We start from the raw sequence: 22,874 nt of genomic DNA, 5'->3' as shown, positions 1-22,874 counted from the left end.
GAAAAGGCCATGGGATGTTCTATCGCGACGACCGTCTCGCCCTCTTCATCGACGGCCCCAACCTCTACGGCGCGGCGCGCGCGCTCGGCTTTGACATCGACTACAAGCTGCTGCGGTCGGAATTCCTGCGCCGCGGCCGCCTGGTGAGGGCCTTCTACTACACCACCCTGGCAGAGGGGGACGACTATTCGCCGATCCGCCCGCTGGCGGACTGGCTCCAGTACAACGGCTTCACCCTGCGCGCCAAGCCCGTGCGCGACTATGTCGATGCGGCGGGCCGGCGCAAGACCAAGGGGAGCACCGATCTCGACCTCGCCGTGGACGCGCTCGAGATCGCGCCGCATATCGACCATGCCGTCCTGTTCCTGGGCGACGGCGATTTCCGCGTGCTGGTGGACGCGCTCCAGCGGCGCGGGGTCCGCGTCTCGGTCGCCTCCACGATCCGCAGCCAGCCGCCGCTCGTGGCCGACGACCTGCGCCGGCAGGCCGACAATTTCATCGATCTGGACGATCTGCGCGACGTGATCGGCCGGCCGCCGCGCGACGGCCGCCAGCGCGCGGAGGACGAAAGCCCCGACACCGAACGGCCGGTGCCCCTGACCTGACGGGCGGCGGTTTGCGCCGGACCGGGGAACGTCCTAGATGGGCAGAGGAGGCCCCCCGGGGCCCGGTCCGCCCACGCCCCTGCCGGAGCGCCCATGACCCCCAAGCCCCCCCTCACGCTACACATGGCTGCGCCGCGCGGATTCTGCGCCGGCGTCGACCGCGCCATCCGCATCGTGGAACTCGCCCTCGAGAAATGGGGCGCGCCCGTCTATGTGCGCCACGAGATCGTCCACAACCGCACCGTCGTGGAGGGCCTGCGCGCCAAGGGCGCCGTCTTCGTGGAGGAGGTGGCGGAGGCGCCGGCGGACCGGCCCATCGTCTTCTCGGCCCACGGGGTGGCGCGGTCCGTGCCGGAGGAGGCGCGCGCGCGCGGCATGATCCAGGTGGATGCGACCTGCCCGCTCGTGACCAAGGTGCATACCGAGGCGCGCCGACACCACGCCCAGGGCCGGCAGGTGGTGATGATCGGCCATGCCGGCCACCCCGAGACCGTGGGCACGATGGGCCAGCTGCCGCCCGGCGAGGTGCTGCTGGTCGAGAACGTGGCCGATGTCGAGCGGCTGAGCCCCCGCGACCCGGAGCGGCTCGCCTTCGTGACGCAGACGACGCTCTCGGTGGACGACACGGCCGAGGTGGCCGCAGCACTGCAGGCGCGCTTTCCGGCCATCGTGGCGCCGGCCCATGACGACATCTGCTATGCCACCACCAACCGGCAGGCGGCCGTCAAGGCGATGGCGCCTGTCTGCGATGCCGTCCTGGTCGTGGGGGCGCCGAACTCGTCGAACTCGCGGCGGCTGGCGGAGGTGGCGCTGCGCGCCGGTTGTCCTCATTCGCAGCTGGTCGAGCATGCGGGCCAGATCGACTGGCGCGCGCTCGAAGGGGCGCGGGCGCTGGGGCTGACGGCGGGGGCCTCGGCGCCCGAATCGCTGGTCGAGGAGGTGGTCGAGGCGCTGCGGGCGCGATGGGATGTGACGGTGGAGCCCGTGGTTGCCGCCGTGGAGGACATCGAGTTCCGCGTCCCGGCCGTGCTGCGCGAGCGCGCGTGAGCGGGGACATGCGGGCCAGCGGGTCGGCCGGCCTGCCGCGCGCGCCGCTTCTGCTGGGCGCGGCAGGGCTGGTGCCGTTCCTCTGGGGCGCGCTGACCGCCTGGGCGCCGGCCCTGGACGCCTGGGGAGCGGAGCTGCTGGGGCCGCGCTGGACGGGGCGCGAGGTGCTTCTGTCCTATGGGGTGGTGATCCTGGCCTTCATGGCGGGCACGATCTGGGGATTCGCCACGCGCGAAGGCGGCGACGGGCGCGGTCCGGCGGCGGCCTGGCTGTTCGGCCTGTCGGTCCTGCCCGCGCTCTGGGCCTGGGCGATGGGCTGGTCGGGGCTGGCGCTGATCGTGGGGTTTTTGGGCCTCCTGCCGCTCGACTGGCGGGCCCGGGCGCGGGGAGTGGCGCCCTCCTGGTGGCTGCGGCTGCGCCTGCCGCTGACGGCGGGGGTCGTGCTGTGCCTGCTTCTCGCGCTGCCCTAGGGGCGGGCGTTGCGGCCGGGCGCGGGGCGGGCTAGGCGGGGGGCATGAGCGATGCCCCTGCCCTGTTCGCGTTCACCGACGGCGCCTGTTCGGGCAATCCCGGGCCCGGCGGCTGGGGGGCGATCCTGCAGGCGCGGGCGGGCGGCACGGTGCTGCGCGAGCGCGCGCTGAAGGGCGGCGAGGCGCTGACCACCAACAACCGCATGGAGCTGATGGCGGCGATCGCGGCGCTGGAGGCGCTGGAGCGGCCCTCCGCCGTCTCGGTGGTCACGGACAGCGCCTATCTCAAGGGCGGCATCACCGAATGGCTGCCCGGCTGGAAACGGCGCGGCTGGCGGACGGCGGACGGCAAGCCCGTCAAGAACGAGGACCTGTGGCGGCGCCTGGAGGCAGCGGCTGCCCCCCACCGCGTCACCTGGTGCTGGGTCCGGGGCCATGCCGGCCATCCCGAGAACGAACGCGCCGACGCGCTGGCCCGCGAAGGGATGGCCCCCTTCCGATCCCGCCGGGACTGAAGGGCGGCAGGGGCCCGGGCCGTCGCGCGCCTGTCATGGTCCTGTCATGCGAGGGCGCCAGAAGCGGGGGCAAACCGACCGGAGGCCCTGTCCCATGCGTCTTGCCGCGCTCGCCCTCGTCCTGTGTCCCCTCGCGGCCGCCGCGGAGGCGGTGACCACAGCCGGCGCGGCCGGCGAGCCGCCCTCGGCCTGGCTGGGAGAGAGGCCCCATCTCGTGCTGGTGGGCACGGCGGCGGGCATTCCGCTCGACATCCGGATCGAGGACATCGAAGCGGCCGAAGACGTGGTCCGCTTTGCCGGCAAGCGCGAATATCGCCCCGGCGAGGGCGGCTGGCGCTACACCAATTTCGAGATCCTGCTCGAGGCGGTGCTGGACGGCGTGGAGCGGACGATCGAACTCGAGCTGGAGAACCACGACCTGAGGGAGCATGCCGTGCCGGCCGAGTTCGCGCTGGCAGCCGAGAACTTTCCCGAGGGCGAGCGCGCCTTCTTCGAGGTCCAGATGGAATGGGAGACGGCCGACGGCTCGGTCAACGAGGAGCTGGGCGGCTGGACGGGCACGGCCACGCTGCTGCTCGAGACGGGCGAGGCGGATGCGGAGGGGATCGTGCCCGATGGCCTGATCGGCGGCTTTGTGGCGGCCGAGCGCGGAACGGACCGGCTGGTCGCCTCGTTCACCGTGCCGGTGACGGAGACGGAGCGCGACGAATGAGCCTGCGCGCGCTCGGCCTGTGGCTGGCCGCGGCCCTGCCGGCAGCGGCCGAGCCGACCGCGATCCGCGTGGAGGCCGCGGCCGAGACGGAGGGGATGCGCGGGGACGCGGACGACCCGGCCATCTGGGCGGACGGAGCGGACAGCCTGATCCTGGGGACGGACAAGGAGGCGGGGCTGCACGTCTATGGGCTCGACGGGGCGCAGCGGGCGTTCCTGCCGGACGGGCGGCTCAACAACGTGGACGTGCGGCGCGTCGTGGTGGGCGGTCGCGAGCTGGGGCTGGCGGGGGCGACCCGGCGCGACGACGAGACGCTGGTCTTCTATCTGATCGAGGCGGGCACGGTGCGCCGGGCCGTGCCCTGGCAGCATGCCGCGATCCCGCCCGGGGTGCCGGCCGACGACATCTACGGCTTTGCCATGGGGCTGTGGGAAGGCCGGCCGCTCGCCATCGTCAACTTCAAGTCGGGCCATGTGGTGCTGTGGCGGGTCCACGAGGCGCAGGGGACGATCGGGCTGACGCCGGGGCGGGTCGTGGCGCTGGGCAGCCAGCCCGAGGGGATGGTGGCGGACGACCGGGCCGGCCACCTCTATGTCGGCGAGGAGGACCGGGGCATCTGGCGGCTGCCGCTCGACCCCGCCTCGGAGGAGGCGCCGCGGCTGGTGGTGCCGATCCCCTCGCCCTGCCTGCCGCGCGACGACGTGGAGGGCCTCGCGATCCACGACGGCGCGGACGGGGTGCGCCGGCTGGTCGCCTCGGCGCAGGGCATCCACCGCGCGGCGCTGTTCCGCCTGGAGGGCGAGGCCGACCCGGTCTGCGAGGCGCTGGTCGAGGTGGCGCCGGGCGCGGTGGACGGCGTGACCGAGACGGACGGCCTGGACGTCTGGACCGGTCCCCTGCCCGGCTTTCCCGAGGGGCTTCTGGTGATGATGGACGACCAGAACGCGGGCTTTACCACCAACTTCAAGCTGATCGACTGGGCTGCGGTGGCGGCGGGGCTGCCCTGACCGTCCGGCCGCGCCAGAGCGACAGCGAATAGAGCGCGAGCGCCGCGCCGATCAGCGGAAAGGCGACCGCACGCGCCCGGCCGAAGGGCTCGCCCAGAACGAACACCGCGAGGATCGCGACGAGGGTGGGCGCGATGTACTGGAGGATGGCGATGGTCGACAGCCGCAGCCGCTTGGCCGCGTTGGCGTAAAGGAGAAGCGGGCCGGCCGTGACCGCCCCGCAGCCCAGAAGCAGGAGCGCGTCCGGCAGCGAGGCGGAGAAGTGGCCCGTCCCCCGGGCCTCGAGCCACAGGATCAGGGCGAGGGCGAAGGGCAGAAGGGCCAGCACCTCGAGCAGGAAGCCCTCGTTGGCGCCGAGCGGCAGGCGGCGCTTGATGAAGGCATAGAGGCCCCAGCTGACGGTGAGGCCGAGGGCGGCAACGGGCAGGCGGCCCGTGTCCCAGGTGAGATAGGCCACCGCGAGCGCGGCCAGCGCCACGGCCGCGACCTGGAGGGGCGAGAGGCGCTCGCGCAGCAGAAGCGCGGCGAGCAGGATGGAGAAGAGCGGGTTGATGTAGTAGCCGAGCGCGGCGTCGAGCGCGTGGCCCGTGGTCACCGCCCAGACATAGATCCCCCAGTTGACCGACAGGATCAGGGCCGCGGCGCCGGCCGTGGCGAGCGAGGCGGGCGAGCGGATCGCGGCCCGCAGCGCCGCGCCGCGCCCCGTGGCCCACAGGACCAGCGCGGCGAGGGGCAGCGACCACAGGATGCGGTGGGCCACGACCTCGGCCGGGGGGACATGGGCGAGAAGCGCGAGGTAGAGCGGCAGGAAGCCCCAGAGCACATAGACCGTGACCGCGAGCACAAGCCCCGACGCGCTGTCGCCCTCGTGCTCCATCCCTGCCCCCCTGCTCCGGCCCCCTGCCCTAGCGCCGGGCGCTGGCGGGCGCCAGAGGCGGCTCAGCCGAGGCGGGGGGGCGGCGTCCAGCCGCGCAGCGCTTCGGGGCTGGACATGGCGCGGGCGCCGGGGCGCTGGAGCTCGAGGATCTCGACCGCGCCGGTGCCGCAGGCCACGCGGAGGCCGCCGGGAGGGGCAGGCAGGACCGTGCCGGGGGGACCGGACCCCTCGGCCAGGCGCGAGCGCAGCAGGCGCAGCCGGTCGCCCCCCGACTCGGTCCAGGCGCCCGGCGCGGGGGACAGGGCGCGGATGAGGCGGTCCACCGCCGGAGCGGGGGCAGTCCAGTCGATCCGTGCCTCGGACTTGAGGATCTTGGCGGCATAGGTGGCGCCGTCGGCGGGCTGCGGCGCGGGGTGGAGCGCATCAAGGCGGGCGAGAGCTTCGACGATCAGCCGGGCGCCCAGGACCGAGAGGCGGTCCGACAGCTCGCCCGCCGTCTCCTCGGGGCCGATGGGGACGGATTCGCGCAGGAGCACGGGGCCGGTATCCAGCCCCTCCTCCATGCGCATGATGCACACGCCGGTCACGGTGTCGCCGGCGAGGATCGCGCGCTGGACCGGCGCCGCCCCGCGCCAGCGCGGCAGGAGCGAGGCGTGGATGTTGAGGCAGCCCCGCGCCGGCGCCGCGAGGACGGCGGGGGGCAGGAGAAGGCCGTAGGCCACGACCACCGCGACTTCGGCCCCGAGGGCGGCGAAGGCCTTCTGCTCGGCCGGGTCGCGCAAGGTGGCGGGGTGGCGGACGGGGAGGCCCCTCTCCTCGGCGAGGGTCTGGACGGGCGAGGGGCGGGGTTTGTGGCCGCGGCCTGCGGGGCGGGGCGGCTGCGTATAGACGGCGGCGACATGGTGGCCTGCCGCAAGCAGCGCCTCGAGGGCGGGGACGGCGAAGAGGGGCGTGCCCATGAAGACGAGCCTCATGCCCCCTGTCCCCCCTGGTCTGCGCGGTCGGTGACGAGGATGCCGTCGAGATGGTCGATCTCGTGCTGGATGCAGGCCGCCTCCCAGCCGTCGAAGGGAGCGGTGCGGGGTTCCCCGGCGAGCGTGCGCCAGGCGAGGCGCAGGCGGGCGGGGCGGGTGACGGACACGGGGGGACCGGGGATGGAGAGGCAGCCCTCGGAGCGGGTCGCCGTCTCGGGCGAGGTCCAGAGGATCTCGGGGTCGGCGAAGACTCGCGGATCGGGGGGGCCGTCCTTCCAGCGGGCATCCATCACGAACAGGCGCAGGCCCGCGCCGATCTGGGGGGCGGCGAGGCCCCGCCCGTGGGCGGCGTACATCGCCCCCAGCATCGCGCGCGCGAGGCGGGCGAGATCGGCATCGAAGGCCCCGACGGGGCGGGCGCGGAGGCGCAGGCGGGGATCGGGGACCCGGAGGATCGCGGGGGGCGGCACGGGAAGCGCGTCAGGCGCGCGCGGGCTCGGCCCGGTCGCGGGCGCGGTCGCGCTTGAGCTTGACCATCTTGCGCGTGATCATGCCGCGCTTGATCGGGCTCAGGTGGTCCAGAAAGAGGCGGCCGTCGAGATGGTCGATCTCGTGCTGGACGCAGACGGCGCGCAGGCCGTCGAACCGGGCCTGCCGCACGCCTCCGTCGAGGTCGGTCCAGCGCAGCTCCACCGCGGCGGGGCGGATCACCTCGGCATAGTGGTCGGGGACCGAGAGGCAGCCCTCCTCGTAGGGGACGCGCTCGGGCGAGGTCCAGAGGATCTCGGGGTTGACGAGGACGAGCGGATCGGGCGGCTCGTCTCCCTTGGCGCAGTCCATGACGAAGAGGCGCAGCAGTACGCCCACCTGCGGGGCGGCGAGCCCGATGCCGGGGGCGTCGTACATCGTCTCGAGCATGTCCTGCGCGAGCCGGCGCGTCGCGTCGTCCACGGCCTGGACGGGCCTGGCCACGGTCTTGAGCCGGGGATCGGGATGCAGCAGGATCGGTCGGATCGCCATGCCTGCGATGTAGGCCGAGGGGCGGGCGGGCGCAACGGCGCCTGCGTTGCGTCCGCGGGGCGTGGTCTGGAAGGGGACGGGCATGGATTTCGACACGGTGATCGACCGGCGCGGGACGCATTGCGCCAAGTGGGACCTGATGGAACCCCTTTACGGCGTGAACCCCGGGGACGGGATCGCCATGTGGGTGGCGGACATGGATTTCCGCGCCCCTCCCTGCGTGCGCCGGGCGGTCGAGTCGATGGCCGCGCACGGGATCTTCGGCTACTGGGGCGGCGATGCCGAATACCTGGACGCGATCCGCTGGTGGATGGAGACGCGGCATGGCTGGACGGTCGATCCGGACTGGGTTCTGACCACGCACGGGATCGTCAACGCCGTGGGGCTGGCGGTCGATGTGTGGACGGAGCCGGGGGAGGCGGTCGTCCTGTTCACGCCGGTCTATCATGCCTTTGCCCGCGTGATCCGGGCCGCGGGGCGCGCGGTGACGGAGCTGCCTCTGGCGATCGAGGGGGGGCGGCACGTCCTCGACTGGGACGCCTACGGCGCGCGGATGACGGGGCGCGAGCGGATGGTGATCCTGTGCTCGCCCCACAATCCCGGGGGGCGGGTCTGGACGCGGGCGGAGCTGGAGGCGGTGGGGGAATTCGCGCGGGCGCACGACCTCGTGCTGGTCTCGGACGAGATCCACCACGACCTGGTGATGCCGGGGCACCGCCACCTGCCCACCGCACTGATTCCCGGCCTGGAGGACAGGCTGGTGGTGATGACGGCGACCACCAAGACCTTCAACATCGCGGGCATGCACACGGGCAACGTCATCATCCCCGATCCGGGCCTGCGGGCGCGGTTTGCGGCACGGCTGGGGGCGCTGGGGCTTTCGCCCAATTCGTTCGGGATGGCGATGGCGACGGCGGCCTATTCGCCCGAGGGGGCCGAGTGGGTGGACGCGCTGTGCCGCTACCTGGACGGCAACCGGCGGGCCTTGGAGGCGGGGCTGGCGGACCTGCCGGGGGTGCGCTCGATGCCGCTGGAGGCGACGTATCTCGCCTGGCTCGACTTTTCGCGGCTGGGGATGTCGGAGGCGGAGGTGGCGCGGCGCTTCGCGCAAGGGGCGCGGATCGCGGCCAATCTCGGCTCGAGCTTCGGGACGGGGGGCGAGGGGTGGATGCGCCTCAACCTCGCCACGCCGCGGGTGCGGGTCGAGGAGGCGGCGCGGCGCCTGCGGGCGGCCTTTGGCGACGTGCAGTAGGGAGGGGGTCGGATGCCGCCGTTCCTGTCCGCGCTGCTGGTGGCGCTGTTCTCGCTCTGGGCGGGCCTGGCGCCGAAGCCGGCACCCCTGCCCCCGCTCGAGGGGCCGGTGGACCTGATCGTGGTGGACAAGTCCGACCGGGTCCTGTCGCTGGTCCGGGACGGGCGGGTGCTGCGACGCTATCACGTCTCGCTGGGCTTTGCGCCCGAGGGGCCCAAGGCGCGGCAGGGCGACGGGCGCACGCCCGAGGGGGTGTTCCGCATCGACCGGCGCAATGCCGCGAGCCGGTTCCACCTGTCGCTGGGGATCGACTATCCACGCCCCGAGGACCGGGCGCGGGCGGCGGCAGGCGGCTACAGCCCGGGGGGCGACATCTTCATCCACGGCCAGCCCGCAGGCGTGACGGGCCGCTGGCGCGTGCCGGGTGACTGGACAGACGGCTGCATCGCCGTGACCAACGATGCCATGGAGGAGATCTGGGCCGTGGCGCCGATCGGCACGCCCGTGGAGATCCGGCCCTAGAAGGCGGGAGGGATCAGGGCGGCGGGTCGGCTCTCCTCGAGGGGATAGTCGAGGGGCGGACCCTCGGCGACGGGCGTCTCGAGCTTGAATTCGTAGAGACGTTCGCCGTCCCGCTCCTCCCCCGTGGCGACGATGAGGCAGGAGGACAGATGACGCGGGCCGTCGTAAAGATCCACATAGCCGCGCAGGGGCGCCGCACTGCCGGAGGCCAGGGCAAAGCCGCCGTCCCACATGCGCAGCACGCGGTGGACCGTGCCGCGGTCATGGATGCAGAGGCGGTTTCCGCGCTTTCGCGCAGCGGCACGCGCAGCCTCGAGACCCTGGCGCACCGCGTCGGGCAGGACGTCGGTCATGGATTCGGGGCCCCCATCCCCTGACAAAGGAGGATGGGGCGCGACAGGCGGAAATCAAGCGGAATCCGAAGGAGATGGCACACGCGCGCGAGGGCGCAGCAGATGGGGCTTCGCGGGGTCGTAGAGGGCGCTGTCGGGAAAGCCCTCGGCCGCGGCGAGGGCGGGGCCCACGAGGATCAGGGCGGTGCGGGTGACCTTGGCCTCGCGGACGAGGGGGTGGATCGTGGCGAGCGTGCCGCGGATCAGCCGCTGGTCGGGCCAGCCCACGCGGACGCAGACGGCGACGGGGCAATCGGGGCCGTAGAGGGGCGACAGGCGGCGGACGATGTCGCGCAGCGCCCGCACGCCGAGATGGATGGCGAGCGTGGCGCCGGTGGCGGCGAAGGCCTCGAGCGTCTCGCCGGGGGGCATGGCGGTCGATTGCATGGAGACGCGGGTGAGCACGATGCTCTGGGCGAGGCCGGGGATCGTCAGCTCCTGGCCGAGGGCGGCGGCGGCGGCGGCATAGGCGGGCACGCCGGGGCAGATGGCGTAAGGAATGGCGTCGCGGCGCAGCAGGCGGATCTGTTCGGCGATGGCGCCGTAGAGCGAGGGGTCGCCCGAATGGACGCGCGCCACGTCCTGCCCGTGCGCGTGGGCCGCAAGAATGAGGGCGTGGGTCTCCTCGAGCGTCATGGAGGCGGTGTCGCGCACGAGCGCGCCGGGGGGGGCGCCGGCCACGACCTCGGCGGGGACGAGCGAGCCGGCATAGAGGCAGACGGGGCAGGCGGCGATCAGGCGCTGCGCGCGCAGGGTCAGCAGTTCGGGATCGCCGGGGCCAGCGCCGATGAAGTGGACGGTCACGGGCGTTTCCCCTCGTAGCCGCGGGGGGTGTAGAGGCGCGGCCCCTCGCCCAGGGCGACGACGCGGCTTTGGCTCGAGCCCACGAGGACGACGGTGAGCATGTCCACGTCGTCGGTCCTCAGCCCCTCGAGCGTCACGAGGCGGAGCCGCTCGGCCGGGCGGCCGAGATTGGCGGCGAGCAGCACGGGCGTGGAGGGGGGGCGGTGGTCGAGCAGGATGGCGCGCGCCTCCTCGAGCAGGGTGCGGCGGGTGCGCGAGACGGGGTTGTAGAGGGCGAGGACGAAGTCCCCCTCGGCCGCGGCACGCAGGCGGCGCAGGATGTCCGCGCGGGGCGTGAGCAGGTCCGAGAGCGAGACGGCGCAGAAATCGTGCCCGAGGGGGGCGCCGATGCGCGCGGCCGCGGCCTGCAGCGCGGAGATGCCGGGGCTGACGACCACCTCGGCCCGGCGGGCGGCGTCCGAGACGGCGCGGGGATCGCCGGGAGGGCGGTCCAGCAGCTCGTAGACCAGCGCGGCCATGGCGTAGATGCCCGCATCCCCCGAGCAGACCAGGGCGACGCGCGCCCCCTGCCCCGCCCGCTCGAGGGCGTGGCGGCAGCGCTCCTCCTCGCCGCCCAAGGGAAAGTCGGCGCGGGGCTTGCCGTGCGCGAGGGGGCCGAGCAGGTCGAGATAGAGGCCGTAGCCCACGATCTCCTCGGACTCGGCGACGAGACGCGAGGCCTCGGGGGTGCGCCAGGCGGCCTGGCCGGGCCCGATTCCGACCACGGCAAGACGGCCGCGCGGCCGGCCGGGCGTGGCGAGGATCGGGGCGGGGGCGAGGGCCAGCGCGCAGGTCGCATGCGCCGAGCGGCGCTTGGGCACGACGAGTCGCGCCTCGGGGCCCGCAAGCGCCAGCGCCGCGGCCTCGGCCACGCCGGGGGTGCCCACCTCGGCGCGCACGATCTCGGACGGGGTGGGCAGGCGACCCTCCTCGGCGGCCAGCCGCGGGGCGTCGAAGAGGCGCAGGGGAACGTCGAGGGCGCGGGCGAGGGCGAGGATTGCGGGCTCGTCGGCCTTGAGGTCGAGCGTGCCGAGGGCGGCGACGGCCTCGGGGGCGATGTTGGCCTCGGCGAGCACGTCGCGGGCGAGGGATTCAAGATCCTCGGGCGGGCAGCCGCGCGCGCAGCCCGCGCCGAGGGCGGCGATCCGGGGCGCGTAGTGGAGATCGGCCCCCGGCGCGGGGGCAGGGGTGGCGGCGACGCGCACCGTTCCTCCGCGCGGCAGGGGCGCGAGCCAGGCGGGCGCCTCGCCCTCGATCGCCGCGCCCTCGCCCGCCAGGAGCCGCGCCATGGCGGCGCCGGCCCCCTTGGGCCGCGCGAGACGCCAGCCTGGGGGCGGGGCATCGAGCGCGAGCCCCAGGCGGAGGTCGCCCGCGGTGGTGATGGCGGGCGCGACGCTCAGCGCGGCGGCGATGCGGCGGGCGAGCGCGTTGGCGCCGCGATGGCCGCCCAGCAGGGGTATCACGGCCGATCCGTCCTCGGCCACGGCGAGGACCGGCGGCTCGTCGGTCTTGGCGGCGAGAAGGGGGGCGAGCGCGCGGATCAGGATGCCCGCGGCGCAGATCCCGACGATGGGGGTGCCGGCGGCGAAGAGGGTGCGCAGGTGCTCGGCCGTGTCGTCGAAAAGGAGGTCCCCCTCGGCCCGGCCCGCGCGGGCGTGAAGCGGCGCACCCAGCGCCTCGGCCACCCGGCGGGCCACGGGCGAGGGGGTCAGGGCGACCACGGCGGGGGGCGGGGATGCGCTCAGGTCCACGGATCGGCCTCGCGGGTGACGAGAAGGAGCGAGAAGTAGGGGGCCTCGGGCGGGGCTTGGGCGAAGGGCAGGACCGCCTCTCCGGGCAGGCCCGCGCGCGCGACATAGACCGTGCGGGGGCCGAGGCCCAGCCCCTCGACCAGGGCGCGCAGGCGCGGCCAGTGGCGGCCGAGCTTGAGGATGACGGCCGTCTCGTGGCCGAGGAGGCCCTCGCGCAGGGCTTCGTCGGACAGGGTGGCGGGGAGGATCGCGATACGGCCCGCGCGCGCGCCGAGCGGCAGGCGGGCGAGCGAAGCGGCGGCGGAGACGGAGGTGATGCCGGGGACGACCTCGACCGGGAAGCGGGGCGCGAGGCGGGCGGCGAGATACATGAAGGAGCCGTAGAAGAGGGGGTCCCCCTCGCACAGGAGGGTCACGTCGCGGCCCGCGGCGAGATGGGCGGCCAGGCGCGCGGCGCCTGCGTCGTAGGCGGCCTGGGCGGGGGCGCGAGCGGGCGTCATCGGGACGGGGATCGCCACCTCCTCGACCCCCGGGGGGATGTGGGGGGCGGCGATCGAGCGGGCGAGCGAGGGAGCGTCCTCGAGCGTCGGATAGGCGACGACGGGGCAGCGCCCGAGCACGGAGACGGCGCGCAGCGTGAGCAGGTCCGGCGCGCCCGGCCCCACGCCGACCCCCCAGAGCCGCCCGGTCACGGGCGCGTCCACGCCCATTGCGTCACCTCCATGAGCGGGCGCCAGCCGCGGCGGGGGCCCAGCGCCTCGGCCCGCGAGACGGCGACGCGGACGAGGTCGCCCCCGTGGCGGGCGTGGAGCAGGGCGAGCACGCCCTCGCCCTCAAGCGTGACGGCATGGGCCACGAGGCGGCCGCGGGGGCGCAGGCGGGCGAGGGCCGTCTCGGCCGTTTCCTCGGAAAGGCCGCCGCCGAGGAACACGGCGTCGGGGTCGGGCAGGTCCGCGAGCGCGGCAGGCGCCTCTCCGGCCACAAGAGCGAGGTCCGGGGCACCGAGGGCAAGGGCGTTGGCGGCGGCCATCGCGCGCCGGTCGGCGCGCGGCTCGAGTCCCCAGGCGCGGGCGCCCGGCGCGGCGCGCAGCCATTCGACGGCGACCGAGCCCGCACCCGTGCCGATGTCCCACAGCGTCTCGCCCGGGCGGGGGGCGAGGCGGGCGAGCGCGAGGGCGCGCAGCTCTCGCTTGGTCATGGTGCCGTCGCTTGCGAAGGCGTCGTCGGGCAGGCCCCAGCGGGGCAGGACGCGCGTGCCGGGTGCGGGGCGGGCCTCGAGCGCGAGGGTGGTGAGCGCCGGGGTCTCTCCGGCCCAGTCCTGAGCGGAGGCTTCGCGGACCGCCTCCCCGGGGCCGCCCAGATGCGAAAGCGCGACGAGGCGGCTGGGGCCCCAGCCGGCTTCGGTGACGAGGCGCGCGACCTCCCCGGCGGAGGCCGGGCCGGCCGCGAGCAGCAGGAGGCGCGCGCCGGGGGCGAGATGGGCGAGGAGGCGGGCGGCGGGGCGGCCGTGGATCGACAGGCAGGCCGTGTCCTCGAGCGGCCATTGCAGCCGCGCGGCGGCGAGCTGGAACGCGGACGGGTGGGGATGGAACGCGGCTTCGGGGCCGAAGGCGCGGGCGATCGCCCCCCCGGCCGAGAACCAGAGCGGATCGCCCGAGACGAGCACCGCCACGCGCCGGCCGCGCCGGGCGGCGAGCGTGCCTTCCATGACGTCCCATGGGGAGGGCCAGGGGAGACGCTCGGGCGCCGGAGCCTCGGCCGCGAGGGCGAGGTGGCGCGGTCCGCCCACCAGCACCTCGGCCGCAAGCACGAGCGCGCGGGCGGCGGGAGAAAGGCCGGGGAGGCCGTCCTCGCCCAGGCCCACGACATGGAGCCAGGGCGTCACGGCAGCGCCAGCGCGTTGACGGCCGCCGCGGCCATGGCCGAGCCGCCGCGCCGGCCGCGCAGGGTGACGAAGGGGGTGCCGCGCGGGTCGGCGGCCAGCTCGGCCTTGGACTCGGCGGCGCCCACGAAGCCCACGGGAAAGCCGAGGATCAGCGCCGGGCGCGGCCAGCCCGCATCCAGCCGCTCGAGCAGGTGGAAGAGCGCGGTCGGGGCATTGCCGATGGCCACCACCGCCCCGGCGATGCGCCCCTCCCAGAGTTCCACCGCGGCGGCCGACCGCGTGGTGCCGAGCCGGCGGGCGAGGTCCGGCACGCCCGGGTGGTTCAGCGTCACGACGAGGTCGTTGCCCGACAGGCGGGTGATGCCGGCGGCCACCATGGCGCAGTCGCACAGCACCGGCGCGCCCGCGGCCAGCGCCGCGCGCCCCGCCTCGGCCGCGTCGGGCGAGAAGGCGAGGCGGTCGGCCACCTCGGTCATGCCGCAGGCATGGACCACGCGCAGGACGAGCGGGCGCAGCCCCTCGGGGAAGCGGTCGAGCCGCGCCTCGCGCGAGACGGTGGCGAAGCTCTCGGCGTAGATGGCGTCGGGGTCCTTGAGGTAGCGGCGCAAGCGAGGCTCCGGACGGCGGCAGGTCGGACGCCGTTCTGCGTCAGCCCGCCGCCGGATGCCAGACCCGATCGGCGGCCCCTTGCCCGGCCACTTCGCCGGTCGGAGACCTGCGCCCTTTCATCGCGGACGGCGAGTGCGTATCTCGTGTCCGGACAGCCGACAATCCGGACGGCGCCAGCGGCTCCTGCGGCCGCCCGATCCGCGTTCGGCCAGCGATCCGGTGAGGGGAGGGACGAGGGCATGACAGGACCGCGCGATCCGATTCCTTCCGGTCCCGTCCATCCGATCCGTCGGCCGCGGCCATGAGCCTCGTCATCATCCTTCTGCTTCTGGCGGTCTTCCTGATCATCATCGGGCTGATGCAGCCGCTGGCCAAGCGCCTGCGCCTGCCGCTGACGGTGCTGCTGGCGCTTGTCGGCATCCTGATCGGGGCGGGCGCCACCTTTCTGCTCCAGACGCGGCTGACGGATGCGTTCAACGACCTCGCCCTGTCGATCCTGCTGCTGCCCATCGGATCGACCGTCTTTCTCTACGTCTTCCTGCCCACGCTGCTGTTTCAGACGGCGCTGACGCTCGAAGTGCGGCGGCTGATCGACGACTGGGTGCCCATCCTCGTGCTGGCCGTGGTGGCGGTGGTGGTCGCCACCTTCGTGATCGGGTTCGCGCTGGCGCCCTTCGGCGTCCAGCCCCTCATTGTCTGCCTGATCGTGGCCTCCATCGTGGCCACGACCGATCCCTCGGCCGTCGTCGGCATCTTCCGCGACATCGGCGCCCCGGGTCGCTTGGGCCGCCTGATCGAGGGGGAAAGCCTGCTCAACGACGCTGCCGCGATCGCATTGTTCGGTGTCTTTCTGGCGCTCGCCACCACCGCGGCGGAGACGGATGCGCTGACCGTCGTGCTCGACTTCGCCGTCACGCTCATCGGAGGCTGCCTGTTCGGCTACGGCGCGGCACGGGTGGGCGTGTTCCTTCTGGGAGTGGTGCGGGAATACAGGCAGGCCGAGATGTCGGTCTCGCTCGCCCTGCCCTATGTCATCTTCATCACCGCCGACCAGATCGTGGGAGTCTCCGCGGTCGTGGCGGTGGTCTTTGCCGGTCTCACGCTGAACCTGATGGGACCGGCAAGGCTCAGGCCCGAGGACTGGGATTATCTGACCGCCACCTGGGATCAGCTCGCCTTCTGGGCGGCCACGCTGATCTTCCTTCTCGCCGCCCTGCTGATTCCGCGCCTTCTGGGCGAGGTGACGCTGATCGAGGTCGGACTGATCGCGGTGGTGGTCGTTGCGGCGCTGGCCGCGAGGGCAATCGTTCTGTGGGGCGTGCTGCCGCTGCTGACATGGGCGCGGCTCAGCCCGCATGTGAGCACGCCCTACCGCGCGGTGATCCTGTGGGGGGGCCTGCGCGGCTCGGTCACGCTGGCGCTGGCGCTGTCGGTGACGGAGAACCGCCTGCTGCCCCCCGACGCGCAGCGCTTTGTCGCCGTGCTGGCCACGGGGTTCCTGCTGTTCACGCTTCTGGTGCAGGGCACGACGCTGCGCCGGATGATCCGGGCGCTGGGGCTCGACCGGCTCGGCCCGCTCGACCTCGCCCTGCGCAATCAGGTCATCGCCGTGGCGCTGCAGAACGTGCGCGAAAGCGTCGCCGAGACGGCCGCCGCCTACGGGTTCGCCAGGGGCGTAGTGCGCAGCGAGGCCAAGCGTTTCGGCGAAAGGTTGCAAGCGGCGATCCGGCGCGCCGAGGAAGGGGGTGGCATCGGCGACAAGGACCGCATCACGCTGAGCCTTCTGACCCTCGCCGCGCGCGAATACGACCTGGTTCTCGAACTCTTCCGGGAGCGGTTGATCTCGCTGCGGCTGGTGGACCCGATGCTGTCGGAGGCGAGCCGCCTGATCGACCGCACCCGGGCGGGAGGGCGGACCGAATACAACCGCACCGCCGCCCGGGCGCTGGCCTATTCGCGGGCCTTCCGCCTCGCCCACGCCCTTCAGCTCCGGTTCGGGCTGCCCGGTCCGCTCCAGCAGCAGATCGCCCGCCGCTTCGAGCTTCTGGTGACCACCCGCATCATCGTGCGCGAGCTTCAGGACTTCGCGCAGGCGCGAGTCCGGCCAATCCATGGGGATCGGGTCTGCGCCCTGATCCAGGAAATCCTGTCGCGCCGGGCCGAGCAGGTGCAGCAGGCGCTGGATGCCCTGCGGCTGCAATATCCCGGCTATGCGGAGGAACTCGAGCGCCGTCTGATCCGCAAGGCGGCCCTGCGGCGCGAGGAGATCGAATACAACCGCCTCCTCGAGGATCGCCTGATCGGACCGGAGCTGCACCGCAGCCTGCTGCGGGGGATCGCGGCAGCGCGACGGCGCGAGGAAAGCCGCCCCCCCCTCGATCCGGCGCTGCGCAACCGCGAGATCGTCCGCGGCTCGGCGCTCTTTCGCGGCGTGGACGACGCGGTGGTGGATCGCGTGGCCGATGCCCTTGTGCCCATCTATGCCGCGCCGGGCGACGTCCTGGTGCGGCGCGGCGAGCCGGCCGATGCGGTGTTCTTTATCGCCTCGGGCGCGGTGGAAGCGGATTTCGGCCATCGTGCCGTCCGTCTCGGGCGCGGCGAGGTGTTTGGCGAGATGGGCGTCCTGGGCCGCCGCGCCCGGCGCGCCGACGTCAAGGCGATCAGCTATGCCACCCTTTTCCGGCTCGACGAGGAGCGCTTCCGCACGCTGATGGCCGAGGAGCCGGTCCTGCGCGGACATGTCGAGCGCCTGGTGGCCGAGCGCCGCGCAGCGGGGATCGAGGGTCCGCGCGCCCGCCTGCCCGCCTAGACCATGCGGATCGCGTTCTTGTCCACCGCCAGGGTATAGCCCTTGCGCGCGATGTTGCGCACGAGAAGCTCCGAGACCATCTGGTTGCCCAGCGTGTCGCGCAGCCGCTTGATCCGCGTGGCCCCGGCCGCCTCGTCGCATTGCGACGGATCGCGACCCGAGATCACCGCCTCGATCTGGGCGCCCGAGAGAACCTCGTCGTCCATGCGCGCCTCGGCCAGCACGGCCAGCGTCTCGATGGCGGCCTCCGTCAGCTTGAACTCGAAGTCGTTGAGGTAGACCGTGTTCGACTCGCGCGAGATCAGGAGCGAGTTGACCTCGATGCCCTTGCGCTCGATCCGGCCCATGCGGCGGTTGAGCGCGATCAGCATCACGAGAAACGTCACCGCCGCGATCAGCAGGGCCGCGGCGAAGACCAGAAGCACGAAGATGATGAACCGGTAGGAGGCGAGCACCTCGGAGAAGGCCGTGCCCGACTGGGCCAGGATCTCCAGCAGGCGGATCTCGCCGCGCGAGGTCAGGTCCGATTCGACAAAGAGCCGCTCCACCTGCGCGTTGAACGCGTCGGCATCGGGCAGGTTGGCAAACAGCAGGACGGCCGTCAGCCCCAGGATCAGGACGATGGCGGCGATTCCTGCAACGATGGTGCGGCTGCCGGCCGCGCGCGCCTCAGTAGCGGAGATAGAAGTCGCCAGCGCTCTCACGTCGCTCCTCCAGGCCGGTCTCGTCGAAGGTAGCGACCACTTCGAGGAGTTGCCAGCCGTCCGCCGCCAGACGCGGCGCGAGTTCCTGCTCGGCCGATCGCGGATCGCAGGGGCCGAGGATCTCGGCCACGCCGTAATGCAGTTCGAACGGATCGCGGCGGCTCGCCTTGTAATCGGCAAAGCAGGCGGCGAACGCCTCGGCCGGCAGGGCCAGAAGAAGGACAAGAAGGAGCGGTCTCATGGTTCCACATGTCTCAGGCGCGCGTGCGCTATTCAATAGCGGTCCGGCACCCTGCCCGCCCGACCCCCTCCGGGCTGCCGCGGCCGCTCCGGAGGGACCGGCCAGCCGATAACCGCGGGCTGTCATTGCCTAGCTGGGCGGGGTGCCCGCAGATGGCCTCGTCGGACATGCCCGCCGCCCGACAGCGACGGCGGGCCCGGACGGACCACAGGACTTCGGCAGAGGCTCCATCGGAGCCGAAGGTCGAGCAGCGGCGCGGGCCCGATGCCCCAGGTGGCTCGCGTCGGGACGGGGGAGGCCTCGAAGGCCTCCCCCGATCCGTCCAGACGGCACCTGACGGGCTTGATCGCTCGGGAGCGGCATGGCGGGATGGGGACATGCGGACGCCGCCCGACTTCTCGCACGAGACCACCCTGCTGAATGCCGGCCTGCAGCGGATCGCCGGCGTGGACGAAGCCGGACGCGGCCCTCTGGCCGGACCCGTCGTGGCGGCTGCCGTCATCCTCGATCCGGACCGCATCCCGGACGGTATCGACGACAGCAAGCGCCTGCGGCCTGCCGCGCGGGACCGGCTCGATCGGCTGATCCGCGAATCGGCCGAATGGGGCCTCGGACTGGTCGAGGCGGACGAGATCGACGCGCTGGGAATCGCTCGGGCGAGTCTTCTGGCCATGGAGCGGGCGGTCGGCGCACTCGCGTGCGCCCCCGATCACGTGCTGATCGACGGGCCCTGGCGACCCGCCCATCTGCCCTGCCCCGCCCGGCCCGTGGTCGGCGGCGACCGGCTGTCGCTCTCGATCGCAGCGGCCTCGATCGTGGCAAAATCGTGGCGCGACAGGATCATGGTCGCACTGGCGCAACAGCATCCGGGCTATGGCTGGGAGCGCAACAAGGGCTACGGGTCCGAAAGCCACATCGCCGCGCTACACCGGCTGGGACCATCCCCTGCCCATAGACGCAGTTTCGCACCGCTTCGCCACATGTTGTGTCCAGAGGGTGCAACCTGTCGGCCGTGACTTTTAGTTTTTGACGCCTCCCGAAGGCCCTGCCAGTGTTCGGTCAACCAGAGCGGGACAACCCGCCGGTTCATGAGGCAGTGAATGGCAGAAACGGCAGCGGCGGCGGGCCTCTCGGAGGTCCTCGACCGGGTCTTGGCGGGCGACTGCATCGAGGTGATGCGGCGCCTGCCGGAGGCGAGCGTGGACCTCGTCTTTGCGGACCCGCCCTACAACCTTCAGCTTCGGGGCGAACTCCACCGCCCGGAAGGATCGCGCGTGGACGGCGTGGACGCCGCCTGGGACCGCTTCGGCGGCTTCGGCGAATACGACCGCTTCACGCGGGCCTGGCTCGCGGAGGCGCGCCGCGTGCTCAAGCCCCATGGAGCGATCTGGGTGATCGGCTCCTATCACAACATCTTCCGCGTCGGCGCCGCGCTGCAGGACCTGGGCTTCTGGATCCTCAACGACGTCATCTGGCGCAAGGCAAACCCGATGCCGAACTTCCGCGGCACGCGCTTCACCAATGCCCACGAGACGCTGATCTGGGCCTCGCGGGCGGAGGCGAGCCGCTACACGTTCAACTACGAGGCGCTCAAGGCGCTCAACGACGGCGTGCAGATGCGATCGGACTGGCATCTGCCGATCTGCACCGGGCACGAGAGGCTCAAGGATGCGGACGGGGCCAAGGCCCATCCGACCCAGAAGCCCGAGGCCCTGCTGCACCGGGTCCTGCTGGCAACGACCCATCCGGGCGACGTGGTGCTCGATCCCTTCTTCGGGACGGGCACGACCGGCGCGGTCGCCCGGCGCCTGGGCCGGCACTTCGTCGGCATCGAGCGCGAGGAGGCCTATCGGCGCCTTGCCGAGGCGCGGCTCAGGGACGTGCGGCCGCACGACCGCGAGGCGCTGGAGACCGCCCTTTCGCGCCGCGCCGAGCCGCGCGTGGCCTTCGGCCAGCTCGTGGAACGGGGGATGCTCCGGCCGGGCGAGGAGCTGTGGTCGCTGGGCGGGCGGCACAAGGCCCGGGTGCGCGCCGACGGCACGCTGGTAGGCCAGGACGTCAAGGGCTCGATCCACCAGGTGGGCGCGCATCTGGAAGGCGCCCCGTCCTGCAATGGCTGGACCTACTGGCACTTCCGCCGCGAGGGCGCGCTGGTGCCGATCGACGTGCTGCGCCAGCAGGTGCGCGCCGAGATGGCCGCCCACGCCTGACCTGACCGGATCGGCCCGCCCCCGCCCCGGGGCTGGGCCTCCAGACCGCCGGAGCCGGCGTGCGCCCTCATGCGCCCGGCTCCCACCTGGCCCCGCGCGACGGCTCGCTACCCGCGCGGGGCCCTTTTCTTCAGGCGCCCCTTGGCATCGGCAGAGCGCCCGTCTTGTAGGGGGTCCAGTCCGTGACCTCCGGGTAGAAACGCCGCCGCCAAGCGCGCACGCGCGGATTCATCACCCGCCGCCAGAGCGGCGGCACGAGCGCGATGGCAGCCATGGTCGGATAGCCGAAGGGGAGTTGGGGCGCCTCGTCCTCGCCATAGGTCTGCAGGAGCGGAAAGCGTCGGTCGGGCTTGGTATGGTGGTCCGAATGGCGCTGGAGGTTGATCAGGAACCAGTTGGAGGCCCGATGCGCCGCGTTCCAGGAATGGCGCGGACGGACGGGCTCGTAGCGGCCCTCGCCCAGATGCTTCCGCGTGAGGCCGTAATGCTCGATGTAGTTGGTCAGCTCGAGCTGCCAGACGGCGACCGCGGCCTGGAGCAGGAACAGCCCCAGCCCCTCCCAGCCGCCCAGGGCGAGCGCCAGCAGCACGAACCCCGCCTGAAGCGCCCCGTAGAGCCAGAAGGGGTTGCGCAGGCTGCGCATCGTCAGGCCCTTGCGGGCCAGAAGCGCCCGCTCGGCCCGCCAGGCCGAGGGGGGACATTGCCGCAGGACCCTCAGGAAGAAGCGGTGGAAGCCCTCGTTGTAGCGTGCGGAGACCGGATCGCGCGGCGTGCCGACATGGGGATGATGGACGCGCAGATGCTCCGAGCGGAAATGGGAGTAGAGCACCTGCGCGAGCAGCAGGTCGCCCAGCCAGCGCTCGAGCCGCGAGCCCTGATGGAGCAGTTCATGGGCATAGACGATGCCCACGGCACCCGAGACGATCCCCACCCCGAAGAACAGCGCGATCTTTTCCCAGGGGGCGAGATGGTCCGCGCCCGGGACGTACCAGATCAGACCGAACACCATGAGCGCCTGGAGGGGCCACCAGATCAGCGTGACCAGCCGATACCAGAACAGCGCCGAATCGGGCGTCGCGGGATCGGCGTTCGACGTGTCGAGACCGATCGCGAGGTCCAGCAGATCGAACAGGAACCACGTCAGCAGCGGCAGCAGGAACACCGTCCAGCCGCCCCACCACGCGCCGGCAAAGGCCACCGGAACCGTCAGGACGGACATCCAGTAGGGAATGGCCCGCCAGAACGAGACAGGAACGTGTTGAGGAGCAGTACCGGAGGAGGACAGGTCGGCCATGGCGGTTGTCCGGATCTTCTGGGCGGGGGAACGCGAGGACAGACTAGGACCGCGCTGTCGCGGGCTCAATCGGCTGGTGCGCCGGAGAGCGGATCGGCCAGTTGCGGAGCGGTGCGGGCGACATCCCAGACGCGGCGCATGACCGTGGGGAGCGATTCGGGGCGCAGCTCGCCCACGAAGAGGGTTTCGGGAATGACCGTGTCTCGCGACAGGCGGGCAACCCTGACCCGCAGGACCAGCGCGAAATGCGTGAAGCCGTGGCGGGCGCGGGCGGGCAGTTCCTCCCAGGGGCCGGGAACCGGGGGCGGTGCCTCGGTCTCGCCACGATCCCAGGCGGAGCCCGGAAAGCCCGGCATCCCTCCCAGCATGCGGTCGGCAGGCCGCGTCTCCAGAAGCCAGCCTCCGTCATCGCGACGGCCGACATAGACGACCCCCTCGCGCTCCGGCACGGTCCGGCGCGGAGGCTTGACGGGTCTGGACAGTTCCGTTCCGTGCCGGCGGGACAGGCAGGCATCCCGCCAGGGGCAGAGTCCGCAGGCCGGGCGGCGCGGGGTGCAGATGGTGGCGCCCAGATCCATCATCGCCTGGGCGAAGTCGCCCGGGCGATCCGCGGGCACGAGCTGCGCGACGCGATCGCGGATCGTCCGGCGCGCGGCGGGCAACGGCTCGTCGAGATCGTCGAGCCGGGCGATGACCCGCTCCACGTTGCCGTCCACCACCGCCGCAGGCTCGCCGAAGGCGATGGCCGCCACGGAGGCAGCGGTATAGGCCCCGAGGCCCGGCAGGCGGCGCAGTTCGGCCTCGGTCCGGGGAAACTCCCCGACGGCCGCCACTGCGCGCGCGCAGGCCAGCAGGTTGCGCGCGCGCGCGTAGTAGCCCAGTCCCGCCCACTCCTCCATGACGGCCGCGTCCGGCGCGTCCGCCAAGCTCCCGATGTCGGGCCATCGCGCCACGAAGCGCTCCCAGCGGGGGCGAACGGCCGCGACGGTGGTCTGCTGGAGCATCACCTCGGCCAGCCAGACCCGGTAGGGATCGGGCCGATCGGGACTGCCGGGCGGCAGACGCCAGGGCAGGACCCGTGCGTGGCGGTCGTACCAGTCGAGAAGAGCGGAAGTCAGGTCCATCAGATCCGGGT

The 22,874-nt window shown here is 73.1% G+C and carries 25 protein-coding genes; 11 read left to right on the top strand and 14 right to left on the bottom strand.

Going from position 1 to position 22,874, the window contains the following annotated elements; translation table 11 throughout:
• Positions 1-14 precede the first annotated feature (14 nt).
• The 6 genes from GT358_RS14710 (at position 15) to GT358_RS14685 (ending at position 4,356) form a co-directional block, all read left to right on the top strand.
• The gene (locus GT358_RS14710; RefSeq protein ID WP_166583387.1) at positions 15-605 is read left to right on the top strand and encodes an NYN domain-containing protein; all 591 of its coding nucleotides are present in this window, start codon (positions 15-17) and stop codon (positions 603-605) included.
• A gap of 93 nt (positions 606-698) precedes the next feature.
• The gene (ispH, locus tag GT358_RS14705) at positions 699-1,652 is read left to right on the top strand and encodes a 4-hydroxy-3-methylbut-2-enyl diphosphate reductase (RefSeq protein ID WP_166583386.1); all 954 of its coding nucleotides are present in this window, start codon (positions 699-701) and stop codon (positions 1,650-1,652) included.
• A gap of 8 nt (positions 1,653-1,660) precedes the next feature.
• Positions 1,661-2,122 (top strand): DUF3429 domain-containing protein, encoded by a 462-nt coding sequence (locus tag GT358_RS14700; RefSeq protein WP_166583385.1) that lies wholly within the window; start codon positions 1,661-1,663, stop codon positions 2,120-2,122.
• Positions 2,123-2,166: 44 nt separating this feature from the next.
• Positions 2,167-2,637 (top strand): ribonuclease HI, encoded by a 471-nt coding sequence (gene rnhA, locus GT358_RS14695; protein WP_166583384.1) that lies wholly within the window; start codon positions 2,167-2,169, stop codon positions 2,635-2,637.
• Between the two features lie 94 nt (positions 2,638-2,731).
• Complete coding sequence (locus GT358_RS14690; protein WP_166583383.1) at positions 2,732-3,349, top strand: hypothetical protein; 618 nt, start codon at positions 2,732-2,734, stop codon at positions 3,347-3,349.
• Positions 3,346-4,356, top strand: coding sequence for a phytase (locus GT358_RS14685; RefSeq protein ID WP_166583382.1), 1,011 nt, complete (start codon positions 3,346-3,348; stop codon positions 4,354-4,356). Before GT358_RS14690 ends, GT358_RS14685 begins: the two co-directional genes overlap by 4 nt.
• Here the strand turns inward: GT358_RS14685 and rarD are convergent.
• The 4 genes from rarD to def (GT358_RS14665) form a co-directional block, all read right to left on the bottom strand.
• On the bottom strand, positions 4,313-5,233 hold the full coding sequence (gene rarD, locus GT358_RS14680) for an EamA family transporter RarD (protein WP_166583381.1): 921 nt from the start codon (positions 5,231-5,233) through the stop codon (positions 4,313-4,315). The genes GT358_RS14685 and rarD overlap by 44 nt on opposite strands.
• A gap of 62 nt (positions 5,234-5,295) precedes the next feature.
• On the bottom strand, positions 5,296-6,207 hold the full coding sequence (gene fmt, locus GT358_RS14675; RefSeq protein WP_166583380.1) for a methionyl-tRNA formyltransferase: 912 nt from the start codon (positions 6,205-6,207) through the stop codon (positions 5,296-5,298).
• On the bottom strand, positions 6,204-6,677 hold the full coding sequence (gene def, locus GT358_RS14670) for a peptide deformylase (protein WP_371416306.1): 474 nt from the start codon (positions 6,675-6,677) through the stop codon (positions 6,204-6,206). Before def (GT358_RS14670) ends, fmt begins: the two co-directional genes overlap by 4 nt.
• A 10-nt stretch (positions 6,678-6,687) precedes the next feature.
• Positions 6,688-7,227, bottom strand: a complete 540-nt coding sequence (gene def / locus GT358_RS14665) for a peptide deformylase (protein WP_166583410.1) — start codon at positions 7,225-7,227, stop codon at positions 6,688-6,690.
• An 82-nt stretch (positions 7,228-7,309) separates the two neighbouring features.
• On the opposite strand from def (GT358_RS14665), the gene GT358_RS14660 reads away from it, so the two are divergent.
• Both GT358_RS14660 and GT358_RS14655 read left to right on the top strand, forming a co-directional pair.
• Positions 7,310-8,479 (top strand): MalY/PatB family protein, encoded by a 1,170-nt coding sequence (locus tag GT358_RS14660; protein WP_166583379.1) that lies wholly within the window; start codon positions 7,310-7,312, stop codon positions 8,477-8,479.
• Between the two features lie 12 nt (positions 8,480-8,491).
• The gene (locus tag GT358_RS14655) at positions 8,492-9,001 is read left to right on the top strand and encodes a murein L,D-transpeptidase family protein (protein WP_166583378.1); all 510 of its coding nucleotides are present in this window, start codon (positions 8,492-8,494) and stop codon (positions 8,999-9,001) included.
• Here the strand turns inward: GT358_RS14655 and GT358_RS14650 are convergent.
• The 6 genes from GT358_RS14650 to GT358_RS14625 are packed head-to-tail and all read right to left on the bottom strand — an operon-like array spanning position 8,998 to position 14,480.
• Positions 8,998-9,354 carry a hypothetical protein gene (locus tag GT358_RS14650; protein WP_166583377.1) on the bottom strand — a complete coding sequence of 119 codons (357 nt, stop codon included), beginning with the start codon at positions 9,352-9,354 and terminating at the stop codon, positions 8,998-9,000. The two genes, GT358_RS14655 and GT358_RS14650, sit on opposite strands and share 4 nt — an antisense overlap.
• A 54-nt stretch (positions 9,355-9,408) precedes the next feature.
• Positions 9,409-10,197, bottom strand: coding sequence for a precorrin-4 C(11)-methyltransferase (cobM, locus tag GT358_RS14645; protein WP_166583376.1), 789 nt, complete (start codon positions 10,195-10,197; stop codon positions 9,409-9,411).
• Positions 10,194-11,987: a precorrin-3B C(17)-methyltransferase gene (gene cobJ, locus GT358_RS14640; protein ID WP_166583375.1), complete on the bottom strand. Its 1,794-nt coding sequence runs from the start codon at positions 11,985-11,987 to the stop codon at positions 10,194-10,196. Before cobJ ends, cobM begins: the two co-directional genes overlap by 4 nt.
• Complete coding sequence (cobI, locus tag GT358_RS14635; protein WP_208103549.1) at positions 11,978-12,697, bottom strand: precorrin-2 C(20)-methyltransferase; 720 nt, start codon at positions 12,695-12,697, stop codon at positions 11,978-11,980. Before cobI ends, cobJ begins: the two co-directional genes overlap by 10 nt.
• The gene (cbiE, locus tag GT358_RS14630; RefSeq protein ID WP_166583374.1) at positions 12,676-13,872 is read right to left on the bottom strand and encodes a precorrin-6y C5,15-methyltransferase (decarboxylating) subunit CbiE; all 1,197 of its coding nucleotides are present in this window, start codon (positions 13,870-13,872) and stop codon (positions 12,676-12,678) included. Before cbiE ends, cobI begins: the two co-directional genes overlap by 22 nt.
• Positions 13,869-14,480 carry a precorrin-8X methylmutase gene (locus GT358_RS14625; RefSeq protein WP_166583373.1) on the bottom strand — a complete coding sequence of 204 codons (612 nt, stop codon included), beginning with the start codon at positions 14,478-14,480 and terminating at the stop codon, positions 13,869-13,871. Before GT358_RS14625 ends, cbiE begins: the two co-directional genes overlap by 4 nt.
• Positions 14,481-14,782: 302 nt before the next feature.
• Between GT358_RS14625 and GT358_RS14620 the strand changes: the two genes are divergently transcribed.
• Complete coding sequence (locus tag GT358_RS14620; protein WP_166583372.1) at positions 14,783-17,290, top strand: cation:proton antiporter; 2,508 nt, start codon at positions 14,783-14,785, stop codon at positions 17,288-17,290.
• On the opposite strand, the gene GT358_RS14615 is transcribed toward GT358_RS14620, so the two are convergent.
• The gene (locus GT358_RS14615; protein WP_166583408.1) at positions 17,287-17,934 is read right to left on the bottom strand and encodes a hypothetical protein; all 648 of its coding nucleotides are present in this window, start codon (positions 17,932-17,934) and stop codon (positions 17,287-17,289) included. The two genes, GT358_RS14620 and GT358_RS14615, sit on opposite strands and share 4 nt — an antisense overlap.
• Positions 17,935-17,959: 25 nt before the next feature.
• Positions 17,960-18,235: a hypothetical protein gene (locus tag GT358_RS14610; RefSeq protein WP_166583371.1), complete on the bottom strand. Its 276-nt coding sequence runs from the start codon at positions 18,233-18,235 to the stop codon at positions 17,960-17,962.
• A 377-nt stretch (positions 18,236-18,612) separates the two neighbouring features.
• Between GT358_RS14610 and GT358_RS14605 the strand changes: the two genes are divergently transcribed.
• Together GT358_RS14605 and GT358_RS14600 are read left to right on the top strand one after the other, a co-directional pair.
• Complete coding sequence (locus GT358_RS14605) at positions 18,613-19,251, top strand: ribonuclease HII (protein WP_166583370.1); 639 nt, start codon at positions 18,613-18,615, stop codon at positions 19,249-19,251.
• Between the two features lie 84 nt (positions 19,252-19,335).
• Entirely contained in the window at positions 19,336-20,445 is a 1,110-nt protein-coding gene (locus tag GT358_RS14600) for a site-specific DNA-methyltransferase (RefSeq protein ID WP_166583369.1), read from the top strand.
• A 130-nt stretch (positions 20,446-20,575) separates the two neighbouring features.
• Here the strand turns inward: GT358_RS14600 and GT358_RS14595 are convergent, their stop codons facing one another.
• A complete protein-coding gene (locus GT358_RS14595; RefSeq protein WP_166583368.1) occupies positions 20,576-21,739 on the bottom strand; it encodes an alkane 1-monooxygenase in 1,164 nt (387 codons plus the stop codon).
• A gap of 65 nt (positions 21,740-21,804) precedes the next feature.
• Entirely contained in the window at positions 21,805-22,863 is a 1,059-nt protein-coding gene (locus GT358_RS14590; protein WP_166583367.1) for an A/G-specific adenine glycosylase, read from the bottom strand.
• Positions 22,864-22,874: the final 11 nt, after the last annotated feature.

Source organism: Rubellimicrobium sp. CFH 75288, from assembly GCF_009904055.1.
Classification (GTDB): domain Bacteria; phylum Pseudomonadota; class Alphaproteobacteria; order Rhodobacterales; family Rhodobacteraceae; genus Rubellimicrobium.
Note: the sequence above shows the minus strand (reverse complement) of the source record. Positions and strands in the feature narration are given on the sequence as shown.